We start from the raw sequence: 22270 nt of genomic DNA, 5'->3' as shown, positions 1-22270 counted from the left end.
CAGGGGAAACGTAGCCAGAAGAATTTGTCTCGCCTAACTCCATCTCATAAACAAGCCGACCTACTATCTTCAGGTCGGCGGACGAAATGGAAGGGGTGAATTGATAGTGCTAGTGGCGATCGCGCGTATGACGAAAGTGCTGATGACGGTAAATATTGTAGGTGTCGAACAACAGCCCCACCAAACCACACACGGCCCCAATCAGTAACAAACCCTCATAGGGGTCTCCATTGCCAAACACCATGAGAAAGCTCACAATTTGTTGGCTACCCAACTGCCCCAGGGCTTGCAATGGTGGTACCAAGGCCAACCCCTGAAACCCCAACAGCACCACCCCAATTAACAAAACTGGAGCCAGAAATGCCAACAAACTGGTGAGTATGAGCGATCGCACAAGACTGACTAATAAACTCATCGAAGCACTACCGACCCTGTCATCCATAAAAAACAGGCAAATCAGAAAATTACATCTCCTACAATAGGGGCGGATCGCCCTCGCAAAACTGGATGACAGAAATCTTAAATCCCAGTCAGAAAGCTTGGTGAACAAGCGTAAACAACTCTCATTTCTGCGATAAATTGAACCCGATTCGGGTGTGATGAAATTGTGGCTAAATCGGTGCGATCGGCTTCCTTCTCTCCTTCCTTATGGCAATGTAGGTAACCACTTTGACGGACTTTACAGAACAATCCAGCTTAAAGCGATGGAGCCAGCGGCTGCTTGCCGCATCACTCTTGGGTGGTCAAGTACTGGTTCATCTCGCAACAAAAAAAATTAACCGCCGCAATGTTTTGGAACAAATGGCCCTGGTGGGGCCTGGCTCACTGCTCATTGCTCTGCTCACAGCAGCCACGGTAGGCATGGTCTTTACAATTCAGGTAGCACGCGAGTTTATTGGCCTAGGGGCTGGCTCGGCGGTTGGGGGCGTGCTGGGCGTGGCCTTGGCGCGCGAGTTGGCTCCTGTGCTCACTGCAGTAATTGTTACCGGGCGGGTGGGGTCTGCCTTTGCCGCCGAAATTGGCACCATGCAGGTGACTGAGCAAATCGACGCGCTGTATATGCTGCGAACCGATCCGATTGATTACCTCGTTGTGCCTCGGGTGATTGCCTGTTGCCTTATGCTGCCTGTCCTCACTATTCTCTCGTTTGCAACTGGCATGACCGGAGGAATTCTGGTTGCCCGAACGATGTACGACATCTCGCCCCACGTGTTTTTGGACTCGGCGCAAAACTTTTTGGATGTGTGGGATTTGGCTAGCGCGGCCATTAAGGCGATGGTGTTTGGTGCGCTGATTGCGGTGATTGGTTCGAGTTGGGGACTGACCACAACAGGCGGAGCCAAAGGCGTTGGACAATCCACGACCACGGCGGTTGTTACGGCGCTGCTGACAATTTTTGTATCCAACTTTTTCTTATCGTGGATTATGTTTCAGGGGCAAGGCACGGCCAGCGGCGTGTTTTAGGCCATAGGGCTGTCCAATCTGGCTTTTGCAGGGGGACTGGGTTGGCTTGACGGCCTGTCTACTTGCCTAATCGCCACCGCAGTCTAAAATAGCGTCCATTTGGGAGAGGCCAAAGCTGTTTTGAATAGGCCAAAGTTCCCCTATTTGGGTGTTGCCCGCCGCGCAATACTCAGAAAAGACTTAACCGACACTGACGTTAAAATAGGGAAAGATTTTGGCTCTGGGCGATTTTGCTTTTGGTTCTTCTACTTTGTGTTGAGGTGAAGCCCGCGTATGACCACGACTCCAGTTCCTGCCGCTACTGAAACCATCATTCTGTCTCCAAGCTATCGGCTGCCGATCGCCATTGTTGTTTTGGGGCTTGTGCTTGTGCTGCTGCCCATTCAGGTGGTGCCATGGGTGGGTGGAGCGATCGCCCTCTTCGGTCTTTTTTTGGTGGTGCAAGCGGCCACACTGCGGCTGTGGTTTACCGACACTGCCCTCGACATTTACCGAGGGACCACATTAATTCGTCAGTTTCCCTATGTAGATTGGCTCCATTGGGAAATCTTTTGGTCTACGGTGCCAATTTTGTTTTATTTCAAAGAAGTCAAGAGTATTCACTTCGTCCCAATTTTGTTTGATCCTAAAATGCTGAGGGCATGCCTTGAGCAACGGTGCCCAATTTCCCGCTAAGCTGTCCACTATTCATGTATTCCGACGAACCCGTGAACCCTACACCCCAAGATCGAAACAAAGACGCCTGGTCTGGTTCTGCGCGTGAACCTGAGCTTTCTGATGAGGTAATGAGCAGCATGATGGAAAACCTATGGGGTGATGACGACGAAGTGGATAACGCGGCGTTATTCGACGATAGCGACGAAGAAGATAATGACGCCCTGTTTGACGACGATCGTCCGCTCTTTGTCGAAAGTGTGGATTACCAAGAAATTGACGTGTATAGCAGCACGCCTGCTGCGTCCAACCGGGCTGATGAACAAGATTTAGAATCAGAGCCTTTGATTGAGCTGTCTCTGGAGGCGAATCCCGACACCTACGACGAATATGACGATGTCGATCTGGAGCCAACGCCGGTAGAGCCTCCAGCCTATGATCGCAACCGGACTACTCGCCGCACCGATGAGGTGGAGCTGTTTATTGACAGCATTGATGACGACGATGCCGAGATGGATGTGTCACCGGGTATGACTTCTCGGGCGAACGGCACCGATGTCACATCTGATTTAGATGTCGATACGGTTGATACGTCGATAGACATTGATAGGGATGTTGAGCCCGGCAATGCTGTGCTGGATGGGCCATCGGCTTACTCATCCCCTGCTGCGCCAACGGTAGAAGACACCAATGGCTGGGGCGAGGAAGAGGCGATCGCCCCTGATACCCAGGCCGAAGGCGAACCTTTGCCGGATCTAGAAACCATTGGCTCTGGCGGCAGCAACACGCCCTTCTCGGATGCTCCCTTTATTGCCGCAGAGAGCGGTACCGATGCGCTCGATCTGTACTTGGATGAAGCAGCGGTTTCTAAGCCTGAGGGACCAGTGCCTAACACTCTGGAACCCTTTGAGGTGGATGAGACGGATGCTGAAGCCCTAGATGCGATCGCACCTGTGACGTCGGAGGGCGATCGCCAGCCCATTACCCTAGATAGCTCCGCAGATGGGGCACCTGATCTGTCGAGCAGCAGCCTCGCAGAGCCCTTGGTGGGTGCGTCGGCTACGGATGCGGATCTGGCTCAGCGCGTTGCAGCCCTGCAGCAAGAAGAACAGCGGCTCCAGCGCCGTATTGCTGACCTGCAAGCCAGCTACAACCAGCAGGTACAGGCCCAACTGACCGATGCAAAAGGGCTCCTAGAGCAGTTCATGCAGGAAGGTTTGAGCGAACTCGAAAAGCGTAAACAAGTGCTAGAAATTGCCGTGGAACAGCTAGAACGGCGGCAAGAGCGAATTCGCAACGAAATGCGCACAACCTTTGCAGGAGCTTCGCAAGATTTAGCGATTCGGGTTCAGGGTTTCAAAGATTACTTGGTAGGGAGCCTGCAAGACTTGGTGACGGCTGCCGAAGACCTGAAGCTGTCGGTGCCTGAGCCGCCCCCACCCGAACCGACTCAGCGGCGATCGCCTGCCCGCAGTCCCGAAGATACGGCTCCCAGGCCACAGTTTGCCGAACAAGGCTTTGAGCAACAGGCTCGTGCCATTCGCAAATTGCTGGATCAGTACCGAAATTCTCCAGACTACTACGGCCCACCGTGGCAACTGCGCCGCACGTTTGAACCCATTCATGCGGAGCGGGTCTCTAACTGGTTCTTTACCCAGGGTGGGCGAGGGGCCATTCGCACCATGGGCTCCCGCTTGCAGAACATCTTGATTGCATCGGCGGCGATTTCGGTGCTGCACCGGATGTATGGCGATCGCGTGCGAACCTTGGTATTGTCCAATTCGCCGGAGCGCTTGGGCGAGTGGCGGCGCGGTTTGCAGGATTGCCTGGGGCTGGCTCGGTTGGACTTTGGCTCTGATCAAGGCGTGATCTTATTCGATGCGCCAGAGCCTCTGGTTCAACGGGCCGATCGCCTGCTGAAGCAAAAGCAAATGCCCCTCATCATCATCGATGAATCCGAAGACGTGATTAACCTGTCGCTGCTGCAGTTTCCGCTGTGGCTCGCCTTTGCTGCCGATCCCATGAACCCACCCATGGTGTACTAAAACTCCAAACGACTTTTTGTTGCAAACTGCAATCCTAAAAAGTCCAACTCACTCAATAGTCAAGGGCGATCGCTCTTGGCTATTTTTTGTGGCGATCGCCACGGGGTTTGGGTAAAAAACTGGGACATTCATGTCATAGTCACAAAATTTATGTCATTGCCTTGAGACGCAGGCGACCTTGATTCGGGTGCTGTTGTTGTCGGGAGTGAAGCAGTCGGTGCGATCGCGTCGTCGGCTCAACCTGCTGAAATCCCGGCAGATTAAGCACTCGGACCCGACAGTATTTCGGACTCCAATTCACGGTATCGTTGAGAGCAGATGCGGTTTGGGGGATGGGTATGAACCTGTGGATGTTGTTGATTCCTACGGTGATGGGGAGCTATTTGTTGGGGTCGATTCCCACGGGTTATTGGATTGGCAAACTGCTGAAAGGGATTGATATTCGCGAGCATGGTTCTAAATCTACGGGTGCGACCAATGTACTGCGAACGTTGGGGAAAGGGCCGGCGATCGCCGTTCTCTTGGTTGATGTATTCAAAGGCGTGGCGGCGGTGTTGTTAGCTCGTTGGCTATTTGATCCGGCGGTCTTTGCGGCTGATTTTTCCCTGGGCAGTTGGCAACCGTGGATGATGGCGATCGCGGGTCTACTAGCTGTCATTGGCCATAGCAAATCGATCTGGATTGGGTTTACGGGTGGCAAGTCCGCGGCAACGGGGTTGGGCGTGTTGTTTGCGCTGAACTGGCAAGTCGGGCTAATTGTGTCGCTGGTCTTTTTAACCACGCTGGGCCTTTCGAGGATTGTGTCGCTTGGTTCCATTTTGGCGGCCATCTCTGCTCCGTTGGCCATGCTGGCCTTGGGTCAACCGTTGCCCTTTGTGCTGTTGGGACTGCTGGCTGGAGGCTACGTGCTGGTCACCCATCGGGCTAATATTCAGCGCCTCGCCGCAGGTCAGGAGCCTAAGATTGGGCAAAAGCATCAAACCTCTCGTGCCGGGGAATAACTTCCCCAAAAAATTCGCCCACTTTTCCCAGGCTGCGATACAGTGATTCGACGAGATGTGTCGCGCCGTCTTAGCCGCTATGAACTTTTTGTCGATCACCTACGGGTTGTTTCTCCTCAGCGTGTTGGGGTTGTACTGGTCTGTCCAGGGGCGATCGCTCAAGCTGGGCGTGTTGCTGATTGCCAGCGTAGTGTTCTATAGTTCGCTGCAAATTCAGTATGTGCCGCTGTTGGTGGCTATGCTGCTTGTGACCTACTGGCTGGGGATGGCGCTGCATTCCTCCAACGATGTGCCCTCCGAAGAAGAGGAAGGCTGGCTATTTGCTCAGCAGGATTGGAACCAGCGTCGACTGCGAACGCTGGTGTTAGGCATCATCATCAATGTAGTGTTGCTGCTGGGCTTTAAGTATGTGCCGTTCTTGCTGAACTCGTTGGGGACGGCGTTCAACCTCCCACCCTTGCAGACAACTGCCGTTGCGCTTAATGACAGCATTGTTGCGCCATTGGGCATTAGCTTCTTCTGTTTCGAGTGTATTGCCTACTTGGTGGATGTGTATCGCGGTGCGCCTGCCACGTCCGATTTGTTGATGTTCAGCTCGTACAAGCTGTTTTTCCCAAAGTTGATTTCTGGCCCCATCACCCGATTTCATCCCCTGGCAACCCAGGTGCAAACGCTCAAGTTCCCGCCCCAAAGCCAAATTGTGGAAGGAGTTTGGCTGATTGCCTGCGGTGCGGTGAAGAAGCTGTTGCTGGCCGACCACCTGGCAACGGTGGTGAACTTGACCTTTGGCAATGTGGAGCGGGCGGGAAGTGGTGATCTATGGCTGGCGATCGCCGCCTACGGGTTACAGCTCTACCTGGATTTTAGCGGCTATGTCGATGTGGCGCGGGGTTCTGCCTTGCTCATGGGCCTGGAACTGCCGCAAAACTTCAACTTTCCCTATCTATGTACCAACATTGCCGACTTTTGGCGACGCTGGCACATGACCCTGGGCGACTGGCTGCGCAACTATCTCTACTTTCCCCTTGGGGGCTCTCGCAAAGGGCTCGATCGCACCTGCCTGAATTTGATGATCATTATGGTGATTGCCGGAATTTGGCATGGAGCGGCGTGGGGCTTTGTGGTGTGGGGGGCACTGCATGGCTGGTTTCTGGTGGTGCATCGCCTGGTGGATACTGCATCAAAACGCAATGAGGCGATCGCCCGTCTGTGGCAAACGGTGCCTGGGGTGGTGATGTCGTGGCTAGTCACCCAACTGGCGGTATTTTTGGCGTGGGTGTTCTTCCGCTTGCCCGATCTCAACCAATCCTGGCTGGTGATGCAGCGGCTGTGGGGTCATGTGGCGGATGTGCAGTTTGCTCAGCTTGTTTATGTGGAAGCCTTGGGGAGCGATCGCTCAACGGTTTCGCTTCAAGTTTTGGCCGTGTTTGTGGGTATGGGCATTGCTTATCTCTTGCATCGGGGCCTTAAGCTGCAACTTAGCCTGACCTTCAAGCTATTGCTCATTCCAACCTGTCTGTTTGCAGCGTGGCTGCTTGCGCCCAATGAGAGCGCCCCATACATCTATTTCGACTTTTAGTATTGCTTGAATGTCGGTTCTGGATAAGGTAAATCACCCATGCTTGCGAGCGCGTTTCGCACACAAACATCGTCTTTTCTAAGGGTTACGTACCGTACATCTATCAGAAAAAACCTTAACTGACACAGCCGTTAAGCAACTCCTGGTTGCCAGAGTTATAGCTGTCGCCAGCTTAGTTGAGACAAGGACATTTTTGGGGGATGGCTTCGCCATCCCCCAAAAATGTCCTAATCAAATTGGCTATCGCTATACTTAACGTGAGTTTTGGATAAGCGAAAGTGCCCATTTTTGCGTGCGCGTCGCGCTCCCCCAAAAAGCCTTTAACTGAAACTGACGTACTGAGCATTACCAGTTGCGTATAGCACTCAACCAATCTGAGAGTTATAAGCTGCCGTTTGCAATTCCAGATAAGCGAACACATTTCTTCATAAAGCCACTTGCGATTCTGTCACTTCTTGCACTTGAAGTAAGGACGAATTGTAAATTTAATTGAAGCGCGTGATCCTGATAGAAACTAGGGTCGTTTTTTTCAGAGATACATGATTGCGCTTTTTGCTTGTTGTTGGTTACAAAACTTTAGTAACAGATGATTGTGAAACATCTGGTGATGTAACTACTATGCAAGTGCGGGCTTATTTATAGACGGCTCGTATTATTCTCATTCATTTCGTAGATAGCAATTATCACCATGACAACTACCCTTCAACGGCGCGATCGCGCCAGCGCATGGGAGCAGTTTTGCAACTGGGTAACCAGCACTGACAACCGCCTGTATGTGGGCTGGTTCGGCGTGTTGATGATCCCTTGCTTGCTCACTGCAACCATCTGTTTCATCATTGCCTTCGTCGCTGCTCCTCCCGTGGACATCGATGGCATCCGTGAGCCTGTTGCGGGTTCTCTGATGTACGGCAACAACATCATCTCCGGTGCAGTTGTGCCTTCTAGCAACGCCATCGGTCTGCACCTCTACCCCATCTGGGAAGCTGCTTCTCTGGATGAGTGGTTGTACAACGGCGGTCCCTACCAGCTGATCTGCTTCCACTTCCTCATTGGCATCTTTGCTTACATGGGTCGCCAGTGGGAGCTGAGTTACCGCCTGGGCATGCGTCCTTGGATCTGCGTTGCTTACAGCGCACCTTTGGCCGCTGCTACCTCGGTGTTCTTGATCTACCCCATCGGTCAGGGTTCCTTCTCTGACGGGATGCCCTTGGGTATCTCCGGTACGTTCAACTTTATGTTCGTGTTCCAAGCCGAGCACAACATTCTGATGCACCCCTTCCACATGTTGGGTGTGGCCGGTGTGTTCGGTGGTTCGCTGTTCTCCGCCATGCACGGTTCGTTGGTGACCTCGAGCTTGGTGCGTGAGACGACCGAGACCGAATCTCAGAACTACGGTTATAAGTTTGGTCAAGAAGAAGAGACCTACAACATCGTGGCTGCTCACGGTTACTTTGGTCGGTTGATCTTCCAATATGCCAGCTTCAACAACTCTCGTGCACTGCACTTCTTCTTGGGTGCATGGCCTGTTGTGGGTATCTGGTTCACCGCACTGGGCATCAGCACCATGGCGTTCAACCTGAACGGTTTCAACTTCAACCAGTCGGTGCTGGATAGTCAGGGCCGAGTCATCAATACCTGGGCGGATGTGCTCAACCGTGCCAACCTGGGTATGGAAGTGATGCACGAGCGTAATGCTCACAACTTCCCCTTGGATTTGGCATCTGGTGATGCCGTTCCGGTAGCTCTGCAAGCTCCTGAAATTAACGGTTAATCCCTTAATTTAGCTAGGCTTTAGCACCCTCTTGGAGGGTGCTTTTTTTGTATTCGACAGGAACTTACGCAGTTGAATGATGGTTGAAGCGTTAACGCTCCAACCATCATTCAACCCCTGGTTTTTCGGATAAAGTGCGTCAGTCCTATTCGATGCCTAAATCTTGCCTGATCGGCGGGGTTGGTTTTGGTGATACAGTCAAAGGCTGAATGAGTCAGTATGGTTGATATAGATTTTGTGATAAACCGACAGGGAGCGTGAAATCAATAAATTTACCGCTACAAAAGAAAACAAATTAATGGCACTATTTGAGGTATCGAGTGTTGGGGACAGTGCGATCGCCCGATAGGCAATTTCGCAGACTCTCATTCAGGCATTAAGCCGACTGAGGATTGTTCAGGTTTGAATGCAGTTTTATACAGTTAACCCGCTTGCGACCTGCGCTTTCATCTGCCATTTATAACGATGCTTTGTGCATCACTGGCAGGGCTATAGGCTTAAACGGGGTATCGTCTGTTTTCTTGGAGGAATCTCACCCGATGTTTAATTTTTTTAGGCGTAAGCAAAAAAATCAGCCTTCTTATATGCCACAGCAACCCACTCCTGCAAAATCTGCCGCCACATATATTAGCTCCACGACCGAATTGCAAGGCACCATGCATGTGGATGGTGACCTGCAGGTAGACGGAATTGTACATGGTGGAATTCAGGCAAGTGGCAATGTTGTCATTTCCCAAAGCGGCTTGATTGAAGGGCCAGACCTAAGGGGCAACAACATCACCATTCACGGGGTGGTTAAAGCAAAAATTTATGCCGCTGGTCAGCTAACGCTAACGCGTACCGCTCGATTGGAAGGAGATGTAACCGCGAGTGCCTTAAATATGGAAGCGGGGGCCTTTTATGTCGGCTTTATTACGACAACTGAGTCGAAAGTATTGACAGGTGGTAGCGAACCATTGCCAGAGCTGGTGGGCCATGCCGATGGCTATACCGCTCAAATGCATCCCGCTCGAGAAAACTTTGGCCGCCAGTTTTAAGCTAAGCTTCCATAATGTGAGTTTTTAGGCGGCTATGGGCAGTTCATTTGGTCACGCATTCCGAATTTCAACATTTGGCGAATCGCATGGTGGCGGTGTTGGGGTTGTGATCGATGGATGCCCGCCCCAACTCGACATTTCGGCTGAAGAAATTCAGGTGGAGCTGGATCGTCGTCGTCCCGGTCAAAGCAAGATCACCACGCCGCGCAAAGAGGCCGATCGCTGCGAAATTTTATCGGGTGTGTTTGAAGGAAAAACGTTGGGCACCCCGATCGCCATTTTGGTACGCAATACCGATGCGCGATCGCAAGACTATGACGAAATGGCGGTGAAATATCGTCCCTCTCATGCGGATGCCACCTACGATGCCAAATATGGCATTCGTAATTGGCAGGGCGGTGGACGCTCCTCGGCGCGGGAAACCATTGGTCGTGTTGCTGCAGGGGCGATCGCCAAAAAGATTCTCAAGCAGCTCGCCGGGGTCGAAATTGTTGCCTATGTAAAGCGAATTAAAGACTTGGATAGCGTTGTGGAGGCCGATACGGTAACGCTGGAGCAGGTCGAAAGCAACATTGTGCGTTGCCCCGATGCCGAAGCTGCTGAGCGCATGGTGGACTTAATTGAGCAATATCGTGACCAAGGCGACTCTTTGGGCGGCGTGGTGGAGTGCGTAGCGCGCAACGTGCCGAAGGGCCTGGGCGAGCCAGTGTTCGATAAGCTGGAAGCAGATTTAGCGAAGGCGGTGATGTCGCTGCCTGCTACCAAGGGCTTTGAGATTGGCTCGGGCTTTGCTGGTACGCTCATGAGCGGCAGTGAACACAATGATGCTTTTTACAAAGATGCACAAGGCAATGTGCGCACCGTAACCAACCGTTCCGGCGGTGTGCAAGGTGGCATTTCCAATGGAGAAAACATTCTGCTACGAATTGCCTTTAAGCCTACGGCTACGATTCGCAAATCCCAACAAACGGTTACTCGCGATGGGGGTGAAACGGAACTGGCGGGAAAAGGTCGCCACGACCCCTGTGTGTTGCCTCGGGCTGTGCCCATGGTAGAGGCCATGGTGGCTCTCGTGTTATGTGACCATTTAATTCGGAATCATGGCCAAAACCATTTACTGTAGTTGGCTGTAGGCCGCACTGGCTGTGAATGGCCAATTGGTCGTGGGTGGAAGGTTCTCGTAAAGGGCGATCGCTATGACTAGGGAGACGAATGCGCGTGATGCACACGAGTTTGCCAGCACGCTGATGCAAGCTGCGACGACGTTTCATCAACCCAAGCGCGATCGCCCCTCTGCCGAAGCGATGGTTCAGGCGCTGCTTGCGACCGAAACCCAAGCCAAGCAAGAACGCCGCCGGTATCCCTCCTCGGCATTGCAAGGGCAATGGCGACTTTGTTTCACCACAGGTGTACGCAAGCGAAAGCAGGGTGGCATCCGCCTGGGAAACGGATTTTACATGCCTAAATTTAGCCCTGCTTACATTGGCTTTCATCCGGCCTTGTCGGATGCGGCAGCGGAGGGTTCAATTCGTAATCAAATTCAGCTTGGTGGCTTAAAGCTCACGCTTACAGGGCCTTGTCGGTACCTCGATAAGAAAAACTTGCTGGCTTTCGATTTTACCGACATACACATTACGTTGTTGGGTCAAACGCTCTATCAAGGTGGAATTCGGGGTGGTGCCCAAAAAACAGATATGTTTGCTCAAACGCCGATTGGGAAATTACCCTTTTTTGCTTTCTTTGAAGTAAGCGATCGCTACATTGCAGCACGGGGCCGTGGTGGCGGTTTAGCCCTGTGGATCAAAGAATAAAACGCAAATCGTTTGCTTGGAAAAGCTAGCAATTAACCTCCTTCTAACGCGATAGTTTGGGTTCTCCTCTATCGCAAGGAATGGTTCTATTCGTCACTTTAGATACATGATGTGTGATGCGAATTCTTGTTACTTTGCTATAAGCAACGAACGCCGAGATAAATTCGTCATGAGTTACACAACTACTAACACATTTACCAACTTGGTTAACCAATTTCGTGGTTTAGATGTTGACCAACAGCTGGCTCTATTTTGGTTTATTTATACTGAAATGGGCGACTCAATCACGCCTGCTGCTCCTAGTGCTAGCACCGTCTCTCCCGAAGTTGCACAAGGTTTGTTCAACCAGGTTGAGCAAATGTCTCAAGAAGAGCAGTTGCAACTACAGCGTGACTTAATTACTCGCAAAAATACTTTGATTGGCCGCGAGTATGGCGCTTTGAGCGATACCACAAAACTGTTGTTCTGGTATTTCTTAGCACAAGGAATGTCGAAGGGATCGGTTGTTCAAGTTCCGCAGGGATATGAGCTTTCTAATGAGGCTCAATCACTGTTCCAAGAAATTAAGAAGCTGGATTTCGGTGAGCAAATTACGCTTTTCCGCGACTATGTTGCACCCATGGGTGTGGATCCCAATGCCGTTGAGCATGATGCCAACACCGGACTATAGGATATAACTCTGCCCTGGCATTGTTTGGGTTATCGCTGATAAAGCTATGGGCGTTGCGATGACTGTCATTGCAATGTCCACAGGTTTTGAGCAACGCCAGTTAATGGATAAAACCCTGTGCCGTCTGCTGGGCCGCACAGGGTTTTTGGGTCTGGTTTTTAATGGTGTCGAGGTACTTGAAACTTACGCACTTCATCCGAAAAATCATTCAATTGCGTAAGTCCTGACAGAATATGACGTTGTGAAGTGAGTCTTTTGTCGGGCCACTCAACTGTCAAAAATCAACAGTTTTGTGATTACGATCCCTTGTTGTCCCGATTTAACGGTCTTGCCATCCACAGCGATCGCGTTTCGAACCCTAGCTTTTGATACAACTTTTGTGCAGATTCGTTGTCTTGGTAAACCTGAAGTGCAATTTGGCGATCGCCTCGATTTTGTGCCCAAGCAATAGCCTGCCGCATCAGCGCTGTGGCGATTCCTTGGCGGCGATGGTTGGGGACCACGTACAGCAAAAAGACGTGGAGATGGCGATCGCCATGAATTTGATCAACGGCATTGCCCATCCACAAACAGGCAACGGCCTCTGCCCGAAGAGATGGGTTCGCCTCGGATTCCGCAAACCAGAGTGGAGCCTCCGAAGAGAAATAGCGCTCAACGGTTCCCGTCAAGTGATCAAGCGAGGCAGAGGGATCGGTCTCCAGATACGTGTGATGCAGAAATTTGACCAGGAGTGCTTTGTCCTTCCAGGTGCCTTGCTTGAGCCGATAGCCCGCTGGAAATGGCTCGGTTAGCGACGTTTCTGGCGGTGGTTGAGGGGTTGCCTCATGCCCAAAGGTCATGGATGCTCCAGACAATAGGAGTGGCGATCGCCCCATGGGGAGGATTTGGCTGTTGCATACTCACCGATGCTGCGGGTTCTGTTGGGGCAGGAGCGGCCATGTCTTCTGGCAAAAAGATGCGTGCGCTCACAACAAACAACGCCAACCCGAAAATGAGCAGCACTAAAAACGGCGCAATGTACTGACGAAAAATAGCCATAGCGGTTGAGCAGAATTTTGCAAAACGTTCCATTCTCATCCTATAGCAACTCAACCGCTGAGCCCGGTTCCCCACCGCCTGGCAGTGGCTGAGCAGCCTAGAACACAAACGTGACTAGACCTACTTGGTGCCATAGAGGCGATCGCCCGCGTCACCCAGTCCCGGAATAATGTAGCCATGCTCGTCTAGCTTGTGATCGATAGCGGCGGTGTAGATAGGCACATCTGGGTGCTGCTCATGGAAGTGGGCAATTCCCTCTGGGGCTGCGAGTAAACAGACAAACTTGATAGAGAGCGGGTTGGCTTCCTTGAGTCGCTCAACTGCTGCAACAGCCGAGTTACCCGTTGCCAGCATCGGATCAACCACTAGCATGTCGCGCTGGTTGGTATCGGCGGGCAGCTTGAGGTAATACTCCACCACGGTAAGAGTAGAGGGCTCTCGATACAGACCAATGTGCCCTACCTTTGCGGTTGGAATCAGCTCAATCATGCCGTCTAGCAATCCCTGCCCCGCCCGCATGATGGAAACCAGCACCATATTTTTTTCGGCGGCAAGCACGGGGGCTGCCATTTCGGCCAGAGGGGTTTGAATTGTTTCGGTGCGCAGTGGCAAATCGCGAGTTACTTCATAAGCCAATAACAAAGAGATTTCTCGGAGCAATCGACGAAAATCTTGAGTATGGGTATCCGCCCGACGCATGAGAGTTAATTTGTGCTGAACCAGCGGATGTTGAATAACAGAAACGTTTGCAGCCATACGGTACCTGAATGGTAGAAAGACAGCTCGAATTTTTAATAAGAATGGGAGAAGAAAACTGAAGTTGAAAATGCGATCGCGCTATCCCCGTTTCAAGCTAAGTTTAGCCAGTAAGCTTTTGACTTTAAAGCGGGAAATATTCAGAGATGGCTATTTTTAAGGCCCGATCGCCAAGGTTTTTACTCTTGTGCGATCGCATAGAGTCTTCAAACTCCATCTCAAGATCTCTTTAGAATAAATGTTACTTAAAAAAATAAATTTTGGATGAAAAACCTAAGCTGTTCTTCTAAAAAAAGACGCTAAAAATCAGTCTTCTTAACCCAGGAAACGAATAGAAATCTTTTCGTAAAGAATCAACAATAGATGATTATGGCGAACAGTTGAGTGGGTAACTTTAGAGTATGAAAATACTGTACCATTTTCATCACAGGTTCCAATCCGGCGGGTGCAGGGAAACTATATGACCGAAGCTCAACCAAAACCAAAGCGTCAGCACATCATCCTAACCTCCCACCCCAACGCAACAGGCGCAAAGGTGCTTCCAATTCAATGGGGAGCGAGTGACCCATTGCAGCGTGGCCCAATTGTTGGCTCGGTGCGCATTAGCAATCGCAACGTGATTGGTACCTTGGGTGGGGCCTACAGCGTGTATCGGGCACTGGCGGTGGCTAGTGGCGTGCTCGACCCCAACCACAAAGCCGATCTCACCAACACTGCTCCGGTGGTGCCGTTGGGGCCGCATCCCAGTTGGGGAGACCCCGATAAAATTGTGTCGCTCGATCCGTTCGGGGCGATCGCCAGCGATATTTTTGCGCCTCACTATCCCGACTACGATATTCGCCCCACGATCGCCATTACCAAAGCCCACATTCAAATTCCCGAGCTGAAGGATGAAATTGCCAACGGTCGCCTGAAGGTGGATGATTCCATCCTAAGAGCGGACGGTAGCCTAATGGTGACCAAAGCGGCACTCGACCCGGTGTGGTACCTACCCGGAATTGCCAAGCGCCTAAATGTGGATGAGTGGGAACTGCGCCGCATCCTGTTCCAGCAAACGGGCGGCATGTATCCCGAACTAGTAACCCGGCAGGATTTGCATGTGTTTTTGCCGCCAATTGGTGGCACGACGGTGTACATTGTGGGTGACCCAGAGGCGATCGCCGATCCGTCGAAGCCGTTGGCTGTGCGCGTTCACGATGAGTGCAACGGTTCAGATGTGTTTGGTTCCGACATTTGCACCTGCCGACCCTATCTGGTTCACGGCATTGAGGTGTGCATTCAAACGGCGCAAGCAGGCGGCGTGGGCATTATTGTCTACTGCCGCAAAGAAGGCCGCGCATTGGGCGAAGTAACGAAGTTTTTGGTGTACAACGCACGTAAACGGCAAGAAGGGGGCGATCGCGCCGATGCCTACTTCCTGCGAACCGAATGTGTGGCAGGCGTGCAGGACATGCGATTCCAGGAACTGATGCCTGATGTATTGCATTGGCTGGGCGTCACCAAAATCGATCAACTCGTTTCCATGAGCAATATGAAGTATAACGCCATCACCAACTCTGGAATCGAGGTGGTGGAACGGGTTCCCATTCCCCCGGATATGATTCCCGCTGATGCTCAGGTGGAGATTGAAGCGAAAAAGTCAGCAGGTTACTACTCTGACAGCGGCGTTCTCACCGAAGACCAACTCGCCGACATCAAAGGTCGCGACTACAGCCTATAACCCCAAACCTTTTGGTAGATTACTCTCCGTCCCGACTCCCGACTCCCAATTCCCCACTCTCCACTCCTCACTCCCCCTCTACGATCGATTCCACTGATTGGCCCGCTGATTTTCAGCAGCCAGCCGGGCCGTTTCGTCGATACGCTTGGCTCGGGTTTCGGGCTTTTTGGCCGTAGCGATCCATTCCAAAATGCCGCGCTTCACAGAGCGAGGAAACGCCTCAAAATTCTGCTGTGCAGGAGGATAGGCGGCTAGCGCTTCCGCCAAATCTGGCGGAATTTCCAGCGCCTCGATCGCATCCAATGCAGTCCAGGAGCCATCTTGTTTGGCCGCTTCCACTTTGGCCATTCCAGCCTCCGCCATCAAGCCAGCCGCAAGCAGACGTTCGACTCGCTCTTTGTTGGGCTTGGACCAACCCGTGCCGCGCTTGCGAGGGGCAAACCACAGAAGCGATCGCTCCTCATCCAGCGAGTTGGGCTTACTGTCGATCCATCCAAAACATAGGGCCTCTTCCACCGCTTCGTCGTACTCAAAGCGGGGCTTTCCCGTTGCTTTTTTGTAGCTAATCAGCCACACGCCCTCGGTGCGCGTGTGGTTTTCGGCCAGCCAAGCCCGCCACTCGGCGCGACTTTGGGGATGAACAGAATTGGCAGGTGGCTCTTTCATCGGTTCAGGCGAGAACAAGGGGGGAGTTAGAACACGGTGCCGTCGCTGTCGATTTGAATGGGCGGCGTCGCGTGGGGGCGCAGTTCTGCGGCAATTTTGCGGCCAGCGGCCCAAGTGCCTCCTTCTAGCACCTTTACTAAGGGGAGTTCGGTTGCGCTCAGGTTCAATTGCTGACGGATGCGATCGCCCACCTGATCCAGCAGCACCACCGTCAGGGCACGCCACTCTACAATCACGTCGGAACTGGGCAAGTGTTTGTCTTCCAAGACCGCATCATGCTTGGGTTCCAGCACGCCCATATCCACAAACAGTCCACCATTGCGGTACTCTGCTAGTCCGGTTAGCTCGTCCAATCCGGTAATCTCTAGCCCCAACTCCTGCAACGGTTCCAATAGCGAGTAGGTGAGCCACTGCGACAGCTTGTGAAAGGGAACGAGGTTTGACCCTGGCGCATCGCCACCCAAGGCTGAATGGAGCCACACATCGCCCAAATTCACCTTATCCAACGTGACGCGACCGGGCCAAATGTCGCTCAACCCTTCCAGGACAGCTTGTAGCACGGTTCGGGCTGGAAGCTGGTGGTCAACGGCTTGGGCCATCAAGTAATCCACCAGATGGCCGGGTCTGGGCAAGTCTTGACCAAACAGGGGCAGATGTTGCCGCAACGCCTGGCCCAACCGTCGCATTAAGTCCACTCGTCCAGTTACGCCCACGAGCGGGTTTTCGTCACTAACTTGAAATCCCTCGCTTAATGCTGCTTCCGTCAAGGCTTCCAAGGCGGCGGCATCGGTTTGGTAAGGCTGATGCGACTGGCTGGAAAACGCGCCCTGCAAGAACATATGATAGCTGGCGATCGCCAACCCTTCCGATCGCCCTAACGTTTGCCCAGTGGTCGCTTCGCGGTACTTCCAGGTGGCTCCGGCTCCCGCATCCAGCAGCACACTAGGAATCACCAAATCGTACTTGGCGCGCGCGCGCTCCAGCGGATTGAGCTTGGCCAACTGCTGATCGAGCTGATGGAGGCGATCGCTTCCTCCGGCGTTGAAATGTCGCCAGCGGCTATGGAACGGCACGTCCAAATCGGGATAGCTGGCCCGCATTACCTGCAGCACATAGTCTGCAGTCGGCTCTAATTTTTCCAGATTGCAGCGAAAGTGCTGGAGCTGATCCGCACAGGCCAGGTCGAACAATTGATGACAGCGATCGCGAATGGCCTGCGGGGTACGTAGGTAGGCGATCGCCTCAGCATGGGTCAGCGCGGTGGGTTGGGGATTCATGGTCATCCTAAAAGATGGTTATCAGCGAGTGAGATTGGCGATCGCTACGGTGGTTGGAGTTTCCGCTAGTTCAAACCCAAACACTTGGGAATAGAAATAGAGCTCACCATCCAGCGCCCGCTTAATGTTCTCCGATTTGCGGAAGCCGTGCTGCTCACCTTCAAACAAAACGTAGGCCACAGGCAAGCCCTTTTCCTTCAACGCGTTTACCATCATTTCGGCCTGGTTGGGCGGTACAATCTTGTCTTCGTCACCCTGGAAGAAGATCAGCGGGCAGGAGAGTTTATCGATGGCGTAAATGGGCGATCGCGCCTTATACAAGTCCAGCCGTTCGGGATAAGGACCAATCAAACCGTCCAGATAGCGTGACTCAAACTTGTGGGTGTCTCGCGCCAGCGCTTCCAGATCGCTAACCCCGTAATGGCTGGCTCCTGCCTTAAATACATTGCGGAAAGCCAACGCCGCCAACGTGGTGTAGCCACCCGCGCTGCCGCCATCAATGCAGAGGCGATCGCCATCTACCAGCCCTTGCTCCGCCAGATACTTCGCCCCGTTGGCGCAGTCATCCACATCCACAATGCCCCAGTTGCCCTTGAGGCGATCGCGATAGGCGCGTCCGTAGCCCGTGCTGCCGCCGTAGTTCACATCCAGCACGGCAATCCCTCGGCTCGTCCAATACTGAATGCTCGGGCTAAAGCTGGCAGAGGTGGCTGCAGTTGGCCCCCCGTGGCTTTTCACCAACAGCGGCGGACGCTCACCCTCGGGGGCGGCAAAGTCCTGGTTTTTGGGTGGATAGAAGAATCCGTAAGCCGTTAGCCCATTTTCCGTAGGAAACTCAATGGGCTGGGGAATGGAGATGTAGCCAGAATCGATATCCAAGCTGCTTGAACGACGCAGTTCCTCCACGGTGCCTGTGGCCAAATTCAGTCGGGCGATCGCACCGGGGCGATCGGGCGAGCCACCGCCGAAGACCACCCAGCCATTGCCCACCCGCACGCCGCCGACACTGCTAAATGGAGTGGGAATGTTTGTCAGCTCCAGACTGCGCGTATCCAGCTTGGCCAAATGAGATAGTCCGTTTTCGCTGTAGCTGCAAATCAGGGTATCCGCATCGGCAAAGCCATAGGTCGCCATGCCAAACACCCACAGCGGTAAGCCAAACTCTGCCTCTTTGGGGCAGAGTGGTTCTGCATTGCCCGATGCGGTATCCCAGCGGTACAGGTTCCACCAACCCGTGCGATCGCTCACAAAGTACAGTCGGCCATCGGGCGACCACTCCGGCTGAAACACCGATTCCTCTGGCCCACCCGCAACCTTGGTGGCTGCACCCAAGGTGCCGTCCGGCTGAATTGGTGCAACCCACAGTTCGGTGCTGTCCCACGGCATATTGGGATGATTCCAACTTAGCCAGCACAGCTGCGACCCATCGGGACTCAGACGAGGAAAAGCGTAAAAATCAGCTCCAGAAACGAGCACCTGCCCGTCGTTATTGGCCACATCTTGCGGTTGAGTGGCGATCGCCACAATGGTATTCGCGGGTTCGTGCCCATCGGCACGGTGGTCTTCTCGCACACAAATTAGCTGTTGTCGCGGGTGATCCAGTACCGCATCGGCAAACCGTAAATCCATGCCCTCTGGTGTAATGGGCTGTGGTTCTTGATCGATCGGCTGTCGATACAATCGCTGGTCGGCAAAATTGGAGAAATACACCACACCATCTACCACGGTGTAAGCGCCGCCCCCGTACTCATGCACCCGGGTTCTAGCATTTAGAGGAGCGGGTGTCACATCTGTGCGCTGCCCGTTGCTCGACAGCTGCACCACCACAGACCGCCCCGACTCTGTGGGCCGACCCTCGCTCCAGTACACATCGGTGCCATCAATGCAGGCATCCCCCAACCGCACAGATCCCTGCACAATCAGGTCAGATGTGATGGGCGATCGCCAGGAGCCATAGGAAGCAATGTGAGGTGCCGTCATAAAAATCATGTGTGCGTGCAAGTTACTGAGATTCTACAACCCTCACCGAACGGAATTCTCGGTGAGCTGGTTCTATATCCTGAATTGGACCTGACTAGATCGATCGGTTGAGCCCATCTCAGCATGGGTCGTATCGGCATTCCAGCCCATCGAAGTACGGAAACCTGACCTAAAAACTGGCCGATGGGCGAGTGTATTGCCGGGGTTGGCGTGTCATGCTGAATGGGATGAGGAAGTGAACCCTGAATTTTCAGCTGCGTTACAATACGTTACATAGCCGATTTGGGAACTCTAGTTGAGTCCTGGTTCACGCCTTGCTCAATTGGTGTGTTATGCAATTCCTGCCATTGCTTTGCTGCCATAGCTTTGGATGATTCTGTCTCCAAACTGTTGTTCCTGCTGAAGCCTTTGCACCGCTTGTTTTGTCGTTGCCCTTCATAAAGAAACCACTGCCATGTCACTTGTTGAGACTCCCACTAAGGCTGAAGTTCGCTCTACTGAGCTGGTAACGCCAGAACTGCCAGTCGATGGGCACCTCAAGTCTGCTCATGATGCATCCTTGGAAGAAGCGCTGCGCTACGATCCGGCGGCGATCGCTCAGCAGTACCGCTATCGGCTGCCCCAAGTTTTAAGCCGGATGGTGGCGATCGTTTTTCCCTTTCTGACGTTTGCGCTGGCTCTATGGTGGGATAAGCGCACAGGCAAAATTGCCAAAAACCAGTTGCGACGGGCTGAGCGCATGCGCACCATGCTGACCAATTTGGGGCCTGCGTACATCAAAATTGGGCAAGCTTTGTCTACCCGGCCTGACCTTGTGCCGCCGGTGTACCTGGAAGAACTGACGAAGCTTCAGGATCAGTTGCCCCCCTTTCCCAACGAGATTGCCTATCAGTTCATTGAAGAAGAATTGGGCGATCGCCCTGAGCATATTTATGCCGAGCTTTCTCCCATGCCTATCGCCGCTGCATCGCTGGGGCAAGTTTACCGAGGCAAGCTCAAGTCTGGTGAAGAGGTTGCCGTCAAGGTGCAACGTCCCGGTTTAGCTCAGCGCATCACCCTCGATCTGTATATCCTGCGGCAGTTGGCCTCCTTTGTAACCCGCCGTTTCAAGCGCATTCGAAGCGACCTCGTCGGCATTATGGACGAGTTTGGCGCACGCATCTTTGAAGAGATGGATTACACCCAAGAGGGCCAAAACGCCGAGCGTTTTGCCGAACTCTATGGCAAGCTGCCGAATATCTATGTGCCACGGATTTATTGGGAGTACACCGCCCGCCGTGTGCTGACCATGGAGTGGATCAACGGCACCAAGCTCACCAATCCTCAAGAAATTTATGCCCAAGGAATTGATGCCGCCTATCTGATCGAAATTGGTGTGCAATGCTCGCTGCGTCAATTGCTAGAGCATGGCTTTTTCCATGCCGATCCTCATCCTGGCAACCTGCTAGCTACCCCCGACGGCAATTTGGCCTACCTCGACTTTGGCATGATGAGTGAAGTCAAGCCGCATCAGCGCTATGGGCTGATTGAGGCGGTGGTTCACATGGTTAACCGCGACTTTGAAGGACTGGCAAACGACTACGTCAGCTTAGAATTTTTGAGCCCCGAAACCGACCTGACGCCAATTATTCCTGCGCTTAGCAACGTGTTTAGCAACGCGCTCAGCGCCAGCGTTGCTGAAATGAACTTCAAGAGCATTACCGATCAGCTATCGGCTCTCATGTACGAGTACCCCTTTCGGGTGCCTGCTTACTATGCGCTGATTATTCGCTCGCTTGTCACGTTGGAAGGGATTGCCATCAATGTAGATCCCAACTTCAAAGTGTTGAGCAAAGCCTATCCCTACATTGCCAAGCGATTGTTGACCGATCCCTCTCCTCAACTGCGCACTTCGTTGAAGGACTTGTTGTTTAAGGATGGCAACTTCCGCTGGAATCGATTGGAAAACCTATTGCGCAATGCAAAAGATAGTACCGATTACGATTTGACGGGTGCGGTGGATCAAGCGATTAATTTCCTCATGTCTGAGCGTGGTGCATTCATTCGTGAATACTTGGTTGATGAAATTGTGAAGAGTGTGGACAATTTTGGTCAGAACACCTTCAACCAGTTTCGAACAAAGGTTCAAGAACGCCTTGGACTGCACAACGGTAAAGGTTCGCGATCCGCTGCTCCGGCAAAGCCGCCTCAAGGGCAAGCCAACGCCGAGCATCTGCTCAGAATCTTGTCGCTGCTGCGAGAAACACCGGGCTTTGGTCCAACTCAGTTAATTCCGGCTATTCCCAATTTGCTGTTGCGACCCGAAACGCAGCGCATGGGTCAGCAAATTGCTGGAGGCTTGGCTCAGCGGGCCGCAGCCCGATTTATTCGGGAGTTTTTGCTGCCAGAAGATCCGACTTGGGCTAATGGCCGTGCTGCCAGCAATGGTTCGCAGCCAGTGTTGAATGCTCCAAGTGATAAGGCTCTTGTGTTGCCTTCTGCTCGTCGTGGCTAACAGCTGTGTTCAACGTGAGTGAGCGCGATCGCCATTTCGATTAGGAAAGTGATGAGAACAGCCTTTCCTTCCTCAAAACTTTCTTCTCAACGAAGCTGGTGACTGCTGTAGCGTTCTAATCTGTGCTTTTTGTGAACCGATGTCCTATGGCATCGGTTTTTTAATTGTTGGGGCAGGTAAATCTGCTGCGATCGCTCAACGTGATACAGCAGTCACCCTGATGCAGCAGTCATCATTGGGAGAAACCTGCGATCGCATTAAAACTTGTGTTCTAAACTGACCTCCAGTTTAGAAGTGAGGAAAGATA

General features: G+C 52.7%; 22 protein-coding genes. 14 read left to right on the top strand and 8 right to left on the bottom strand.

Translation table 11 applies throughout. The features are described from left to right. Positions 1-109 precede the first annotated feature (109 nt). On the bottom strand, positions 110-415 hold the full coding sequence (locus ACQ4M4_RS02315) for a hypothetical protein (RefSeq protein ID WP_430682837.1): 306 nt from the start codon (positions 413-415) through the stop codon (positions 110-112). Between the two features lie 254 nt (positions 416-669). On the opposite strand from ACQ4M4_RS02315, the gene ACQ4M4_RS02310 reads away from it, so the two are divergent. From ACQ4M4_RS02310 to ACQ4M4_RS02300, 3 genes are all read left to right on the top strand, one after another. Then, positions 670-1464 carry an MlaE family lipid ABC transporter permease subunit gene (locus ACQ4M4_RS02310; protein ID WP_430682836.1) on the top strand — a complete coding sequence of 265 codons (795 nt, stop codon included), beginning with the start codon at positions 670-672 and terminating at the stop codon, positions 1462-1464. 273 nt (positions 1465-1737) lie between these two features. After that, positions 1738-2139 (top strand): DUF3119 family protein, encoded by a 402-nt coding sequence (locus ACQ4M4_RS02305; protein WP_430682835.1) that lies wholly within the window; start codon positions 1738-1740, stop codon positions 2137-2139. A 119-nt stretch (positions 2140-2258) separates the two neighbouring features. Continuing rightward, a complete protein-coding gene (locus ACQ4M4_RS02300) occupies positions 2259-4163 on the top strand; it encodes a DUF3086 domain-containing protein (protein ID WP_430682834.1) in 1905 nt (634 codons plus the stop codon). 148 nt (positions 4164-4311) lie between these two features. Here ACQ4M4_RS02300 and ACQ4M4_RS02295 read toward each other — a convergent pair whose 3' ends face one another. Beyond that, entirely contained in the window at positions 4312-4464 is a 153-nt protein-coding gene (locus ACQ4M4_RS02295; protein WP_430682833.1) for a hypothetical protein, read from the bottom strand. Between the two features lie 37 nt (positions 4465-4501). Here ACQ4M4_RS02295 and plsY point away from each other — a divergent pair, with 37 nt between their 5' ends. The 8 genes from plsY to ACQ4M4_RS02255 all read left to right on the top strand — a co-directional run bounded on the left by plsY (position 4502) and on the right by ACQ4M4_RS02255 (position 12252). Beyond that, positions 4502-5164: a glycerol-3-phosphate 1-O-acyltransferase PlsY gene (gene plsY, locus ACQ4M4_RS02290; protein WP_430682832.1), complete on the top strand. Its 663-nt coding sequence runs from the start codon at positions 4502-4504 to the stop codon at positions 5162-5164. Positions 5165-5243: 79 nt separating this feature from the next. After that, positions 5244-6743 carry an MBOAT family O-acyltransferase gene (locus ACQ4M4_RS02285; RefSeq protein ID WP_430682831.1) on the top strand — a complete coding sequence of 500 codons (1500 nt, stop codon included), beginning with the start codon at positions 5244-5246 and terminating at the stop codon, positions 6741-6743. A 688-nt stretch (positions 6744-7431) separates the two neighbouring features. Continuing rightward, positions 7432-8514, top strand: a complete 1083-nt coding sequence (gene psbA / locus ACQ4M4_RS02280) for a photosystem II q(b) protein (RefSeq protein WP_430682830.1) — start codon at positions 7432-7434, stop codon at positions 8512-8514. A gap of 584 nt (positions 8515-9098) precedes the next feature. Then, positions 9099-9551 (top strand): bactofilin family protein, encoded by a 453-nt coding sequence (locus ACQ4M4_RS02275; protein ID WP_430682829.1) that lies wholly within the window; start codon positions 9099-9101, stop codon positions 9549-9551. A gap of 34 nt (positions 9552-9585) precedes the next feature. Then, the gene (aroC, locus tag ACQ4M4_RS02270; protein WP_430682828.1) at positions 9586-10674 is read left to right on the top strand and encodes a chorismate synthase; all 1089 of its coding nucleotides are present in this window, start codon (positions 9586-9588) and stop codon (positions 10672-10674) included. A 73-nt stretch (positions 10675-10747) separates the two neighbouring features. Next, positions 10748-11362 carry a hypothetical protein gene (locus ACQ4M4_RS02265; protein WP_430682827.1) on the top strand — a complete coding sequence of 205 codons (615 nt, stop codon included), beginning with the start codon at positions 10748-10750 and terminating at the stop codon, positions 11360-11362. A gap of 106 nt (positions 11363-11468) precedes the next feature. Next, positions 11469-12032: an orange carotenoid protein N-terminal domain-containing protein gene (locus tag ACQ4M4_RS02260; protein WP_430682826.1), complete on the top strand. Its 564-nt coding sequence runs from the start codon at positions 11469-11471 to the stop codon at positions 12030-12032. Between the two features lie 46 nt (positions 12033-12078). Beyond that, entirely contained in the window at positions 12079-12252 is a 174-nt protein-coding gene (locus tag ACQ4M4_RS02255) for a hypothetical protein (protein ID WP_430682825.1), read from the top strand. A 76-nt stretch (positions 12253-12328) separates the two neighbouring features. On the opposite strand, the gene ACQ4M4_RS02250 is transcribed toward ACQ4M4_RS02255, so the two are convergent. The 3 genes from ACQ4M4_RS02250 to upp all read right to left on the bottom strand — a co-directional run bounded on the left by ACQ4M4_RS02250 (position 12329) and on the right by upp (position 13826). Further along, positions 12329-12871, bottom strand: coding sequence for a GNAT family N-acetyltransferase (locus tag ACQ4M4_RS02250; RefSeq protein ID WP_430682824.1), 543 nt, complete (start codon positions 12869-12871; stop codon positions 12329-12331). Continuing rightward, positions 12855-13070 (bottom strand): hypothetical protein, encoded by a 216-nt coding sequence (locus ACQ4M4_RS02245; RefSeq protein WP_430682823.1) that lies wholly within the window; start codon positions 13068-13070, stop codon positions 12855-12857. The genes ACQ4M4_RS02250 and ACQ4M4_RS02245 overlap by 17 nt, the downstream gene beginning before the upstream one ends. A 120-nt stretch (positions 13071-13190) precedes the next feature. Beyond that, positions 13191-13826 (bottom strand): uracil phosphoribosyltransferase, encoded by a 636-nt coding sequence (upp, locus tag ACQ4M4_RS02240; protein ID WP_430682822.1) that lies wholly within the window; start codon positions 13824-13826, stop codon positions 13191-13193. 460 nt (positions 13827-14286) lie between these two features. On the opposite strand from upp, the gene ACQ4M4_RS02235 reads away from it, so the two are divergent. Then, a complete protein-coding gene (locus tag ACQ4M4_RS02235; protein WP_430682821.1) occupies positions 14287-15546 on the top strand; it encodes a GTP cyclohydrolase II in 1260 nt (419 codons plus the stop codon). A 78-nt stretch (positions 15547-15624) separates the two neighbouring features. Here ACQ4M4_RS02235 and ACQ4M4_RS02230 read toward each other — a convergent pair whose 3' ends face one another. Genes ACQ4M4_RS02230 through ACQ4M4_RS02220 form a run of 3 tightly spaced genes read right to left on the bottom strand, consistent with a single transcriptional unit; the run spans position 15625 to position 19469 of the window. Next, on the bottom strand, positions 15625-16212 hold the full coding sequence (locus tag ACQ4M4_RS02230) for a YdeI/OmpD-associated family protein (RefSeq protein ID WP_430682819.1): 588 nt from the start codon (positions 16210-16212) through the stop codon (positions 15625-15627). A gap of 26 nt (positions 16213-16238) precedes the next feature. Further along, positions 16239-17489, bottom strand: a complete 1251-nt coding sequence (locus ACQ4M4_RS02225) for a URC4/urg3 family protein (protein WP_430682818.1) — start codon at positions 17487-17489, stop codon at positions 16239-16241. A gap of 21 nt (positions 17490-17510) precedes the next feature. Continuing rightward, positions 17511-19469, bottom strand: coding sequence for a prolyl oligopeptidase family serine peptidase (locus ACQ4M4_RS02220; RefSeq protein WP_430682816.1), 1959 nt, complete (start codon positions 19467-19469; stop codon positions 17511-17513). Positions 19470-19923: 454 nt separating this feature from the next. Between ACQ4M4_RS02220 and ACQ4M4_RS02215 the strand changes: the two genes are divergently transcribed. Both ACQ4M4_RS02215 and ACQ4M4_RS02210 read left to right on the top strand, forming a co-directional pair. Continuing rightward, positions 19924-21963 carry an ABC1 kinase family protein gene (locus ACQ4M4_RS02215; RefSeq protein WP_430682815.1) on the top strand — a complete coding sequence of 680 codons (2040 nt, stop codon included), beginning with the start codon at positions 19924-19926 and terminating at the stop codon, positions 21961-21963. Between the two features lie 139 nt (positions 21964-22102). Beyond that, positions 22103-22243 (top strand): hypothetical protein, encoded by a 141-nt coding sequence (locus tag ACQ4M4_RS02210; protein ID WP_430682814.1) that lies wholly within the window; start codon positions 22103-22105, stop codon positions 22241-22243. Positions 22244-22270: the final 27 nt, after the last annotated feature.

Origin of the sequence: Leptolyngbya sp. AN02str (genome assembly GCF_050565595.1) — a bacterium.
Taxonomy (GTDB): Bacteria; Cyanobacteriota; Cyanobacteriia; order Elainellales; family Elainellaceae; genus Kaiparowitsia.
This window is presented reverse-complemented; position numbering and strand designations above follow the sequence as displayed.

What these genes read in the sequence shown, in the direction of transcription:
- ACQ4M4_RS02300 (WP_430682834.1), top strand. Translation starts at nt 2,259, where the DNA reads ATGATGGAAAACCTATGGGGTGATGACGACGAAGTGGATAACGCGGCG.
- ACQ4M4_RS02220 (WP_430682816.1), bottom strand. Translation starts at nt 19,469, where the DNA reads ATGACGGCACCTCACATTGCTTCCTATGGCTCCTGGCGATCGCCCATC.
- ACQ4M4_RS02285 (WP_430682831.1), top strand. Translation starts at nt 5,244, where the DNA reads ATGAACTTTTTGTCGATCACCTACGGGTTGTTTCTCCTCAGCGTGTTG.
- ACQ4M4_RS02275 (WP_430682829.1), top strand. Translation starts at nt 9,099, where the DNA reads ATGCCACAGCAACCCACTCCTGCAAAATCTGCCGCCACATATATTAGC.
- ACQ4M4_RS02210 (WP_430682814.1), top strand. Translation starts at nt 22,103, where the DNA reads ATGTCCTATGGCATCGGTTTTTTAATTGTTGGGGCAGGTAAATCTGCT.
- ACQ4M4_RS02315 (WP_430682837.1), bottom strand. Translation starts at nt 415, where the DNA reads ATGAGTTTATTAGTCAGTCTTGTGCGATCGCTCATACTCACCAGTTTG.
- ACQ4M4_RS02215 (WP_430682815.1), top strand. Translation starts at nt 19,924, where the DNA reads ATGTCACTTGTTGAGACTCCCACTAAGGCTGAAGTTCGCTCTACTGAG.
- ACQ4M4_RS02265 (WP_430682827.1), top strand. Translation starts at nt 10,748, where the DNA reads ATGACTAGGGAGACGAATGCGCGTGATGCACACGAGTTTGCCAGCACG.
- upp (WP_430682822.1), bottom strand. Translation starts at nt 13,826, where the DNA reads ATGGCTGCAAACGTTTCTGTTATTCAACATCCGCTGGTTCAGCACAAA.
- ACQ4M4_RS02245 (WP_430682823.1), bottom strand. Translation starts at nt 13,070, where the DNA reads ATGGCTATTTTTCGTCAGTACATTGCGCCGTTTTTAGTGCTGCTCATT.
- ACQ4M4_RS02260 (WP_430682826.1), top strand. Translation starts at nt 11,469, where the DNA reads ATGATGTGTGATGCGAATTCTTGTTACTTTGCTATAAGCAACGAACGC.
- psbA (WP_430682830.1), top strand. Translation starts at nt 7,432, where the DNA reads ATGACAACTACCCTTCAACGGCGCGATCGCGCCAGCGCATGGGAGCAG.
- plsY (WP_430682832.1), top strand. Translation starts at nt 4,502, where the DNA reads ATGAACCTGTGGATGTTGTTGATTCCTACGGTGATGGGGAGCTATTTG.
- ACQ4M4_RS02235 (WP_430682821.1), top strand. Translation starts at nt 14,287, where the DNA reads ATGACCGAAGCTCAACCAAAACCAAAGCGTCAGCACATCATCCTAACC.
- ACQ4M4_RS02255 (WP_430682825.1), top strand. Translation starts at nt 12,079, where the DNA reads ATGGGCGTTGCGATGACTGTCATTGCAATGTCCACAGGTTTTGAGCAA.
- aroC (WP_430682828.1), top strand. Translation starts at nt 9,586, where the DNA reads ATGGGCAGTTCATTTGGTCACGCATTCCGAATTTCAACATTTGGCGAA.
- ACQ4M4_RS02250 (WP_430682824.1), bottom strand. Translation starts at nt 12,871, where the DNA reads ATGACCTTTGGGCATGAGGCAACCCCTCAACCACCGCCAGAAACGTCG.
- ACQ4M4_RS02305 (WP_430682835.1), top strand. Translation starts at nt 1,738, where the DNA reads ATGACCACGACTCCAGTTCCTGCCGCTACTGAAACCATCATTCTGTCT.
- ACQ4M4_RS02230 (WP_430682819.1), bottom strand. Translation starts at nt 16,212, where the DNA reads ATGAAAGAGCCACCTGCCAATTCTGTTCATCCCCAAAGTCGCGCCGAG.
- ACQ4M4_RS02225 (WP_430682818.1), bottom strand. Translation starts at nt 17,489, where the DNA reads ATGAATCCCCAACCCACCGCGCTGACCCATGCTGAGGCGATCGCCTAC.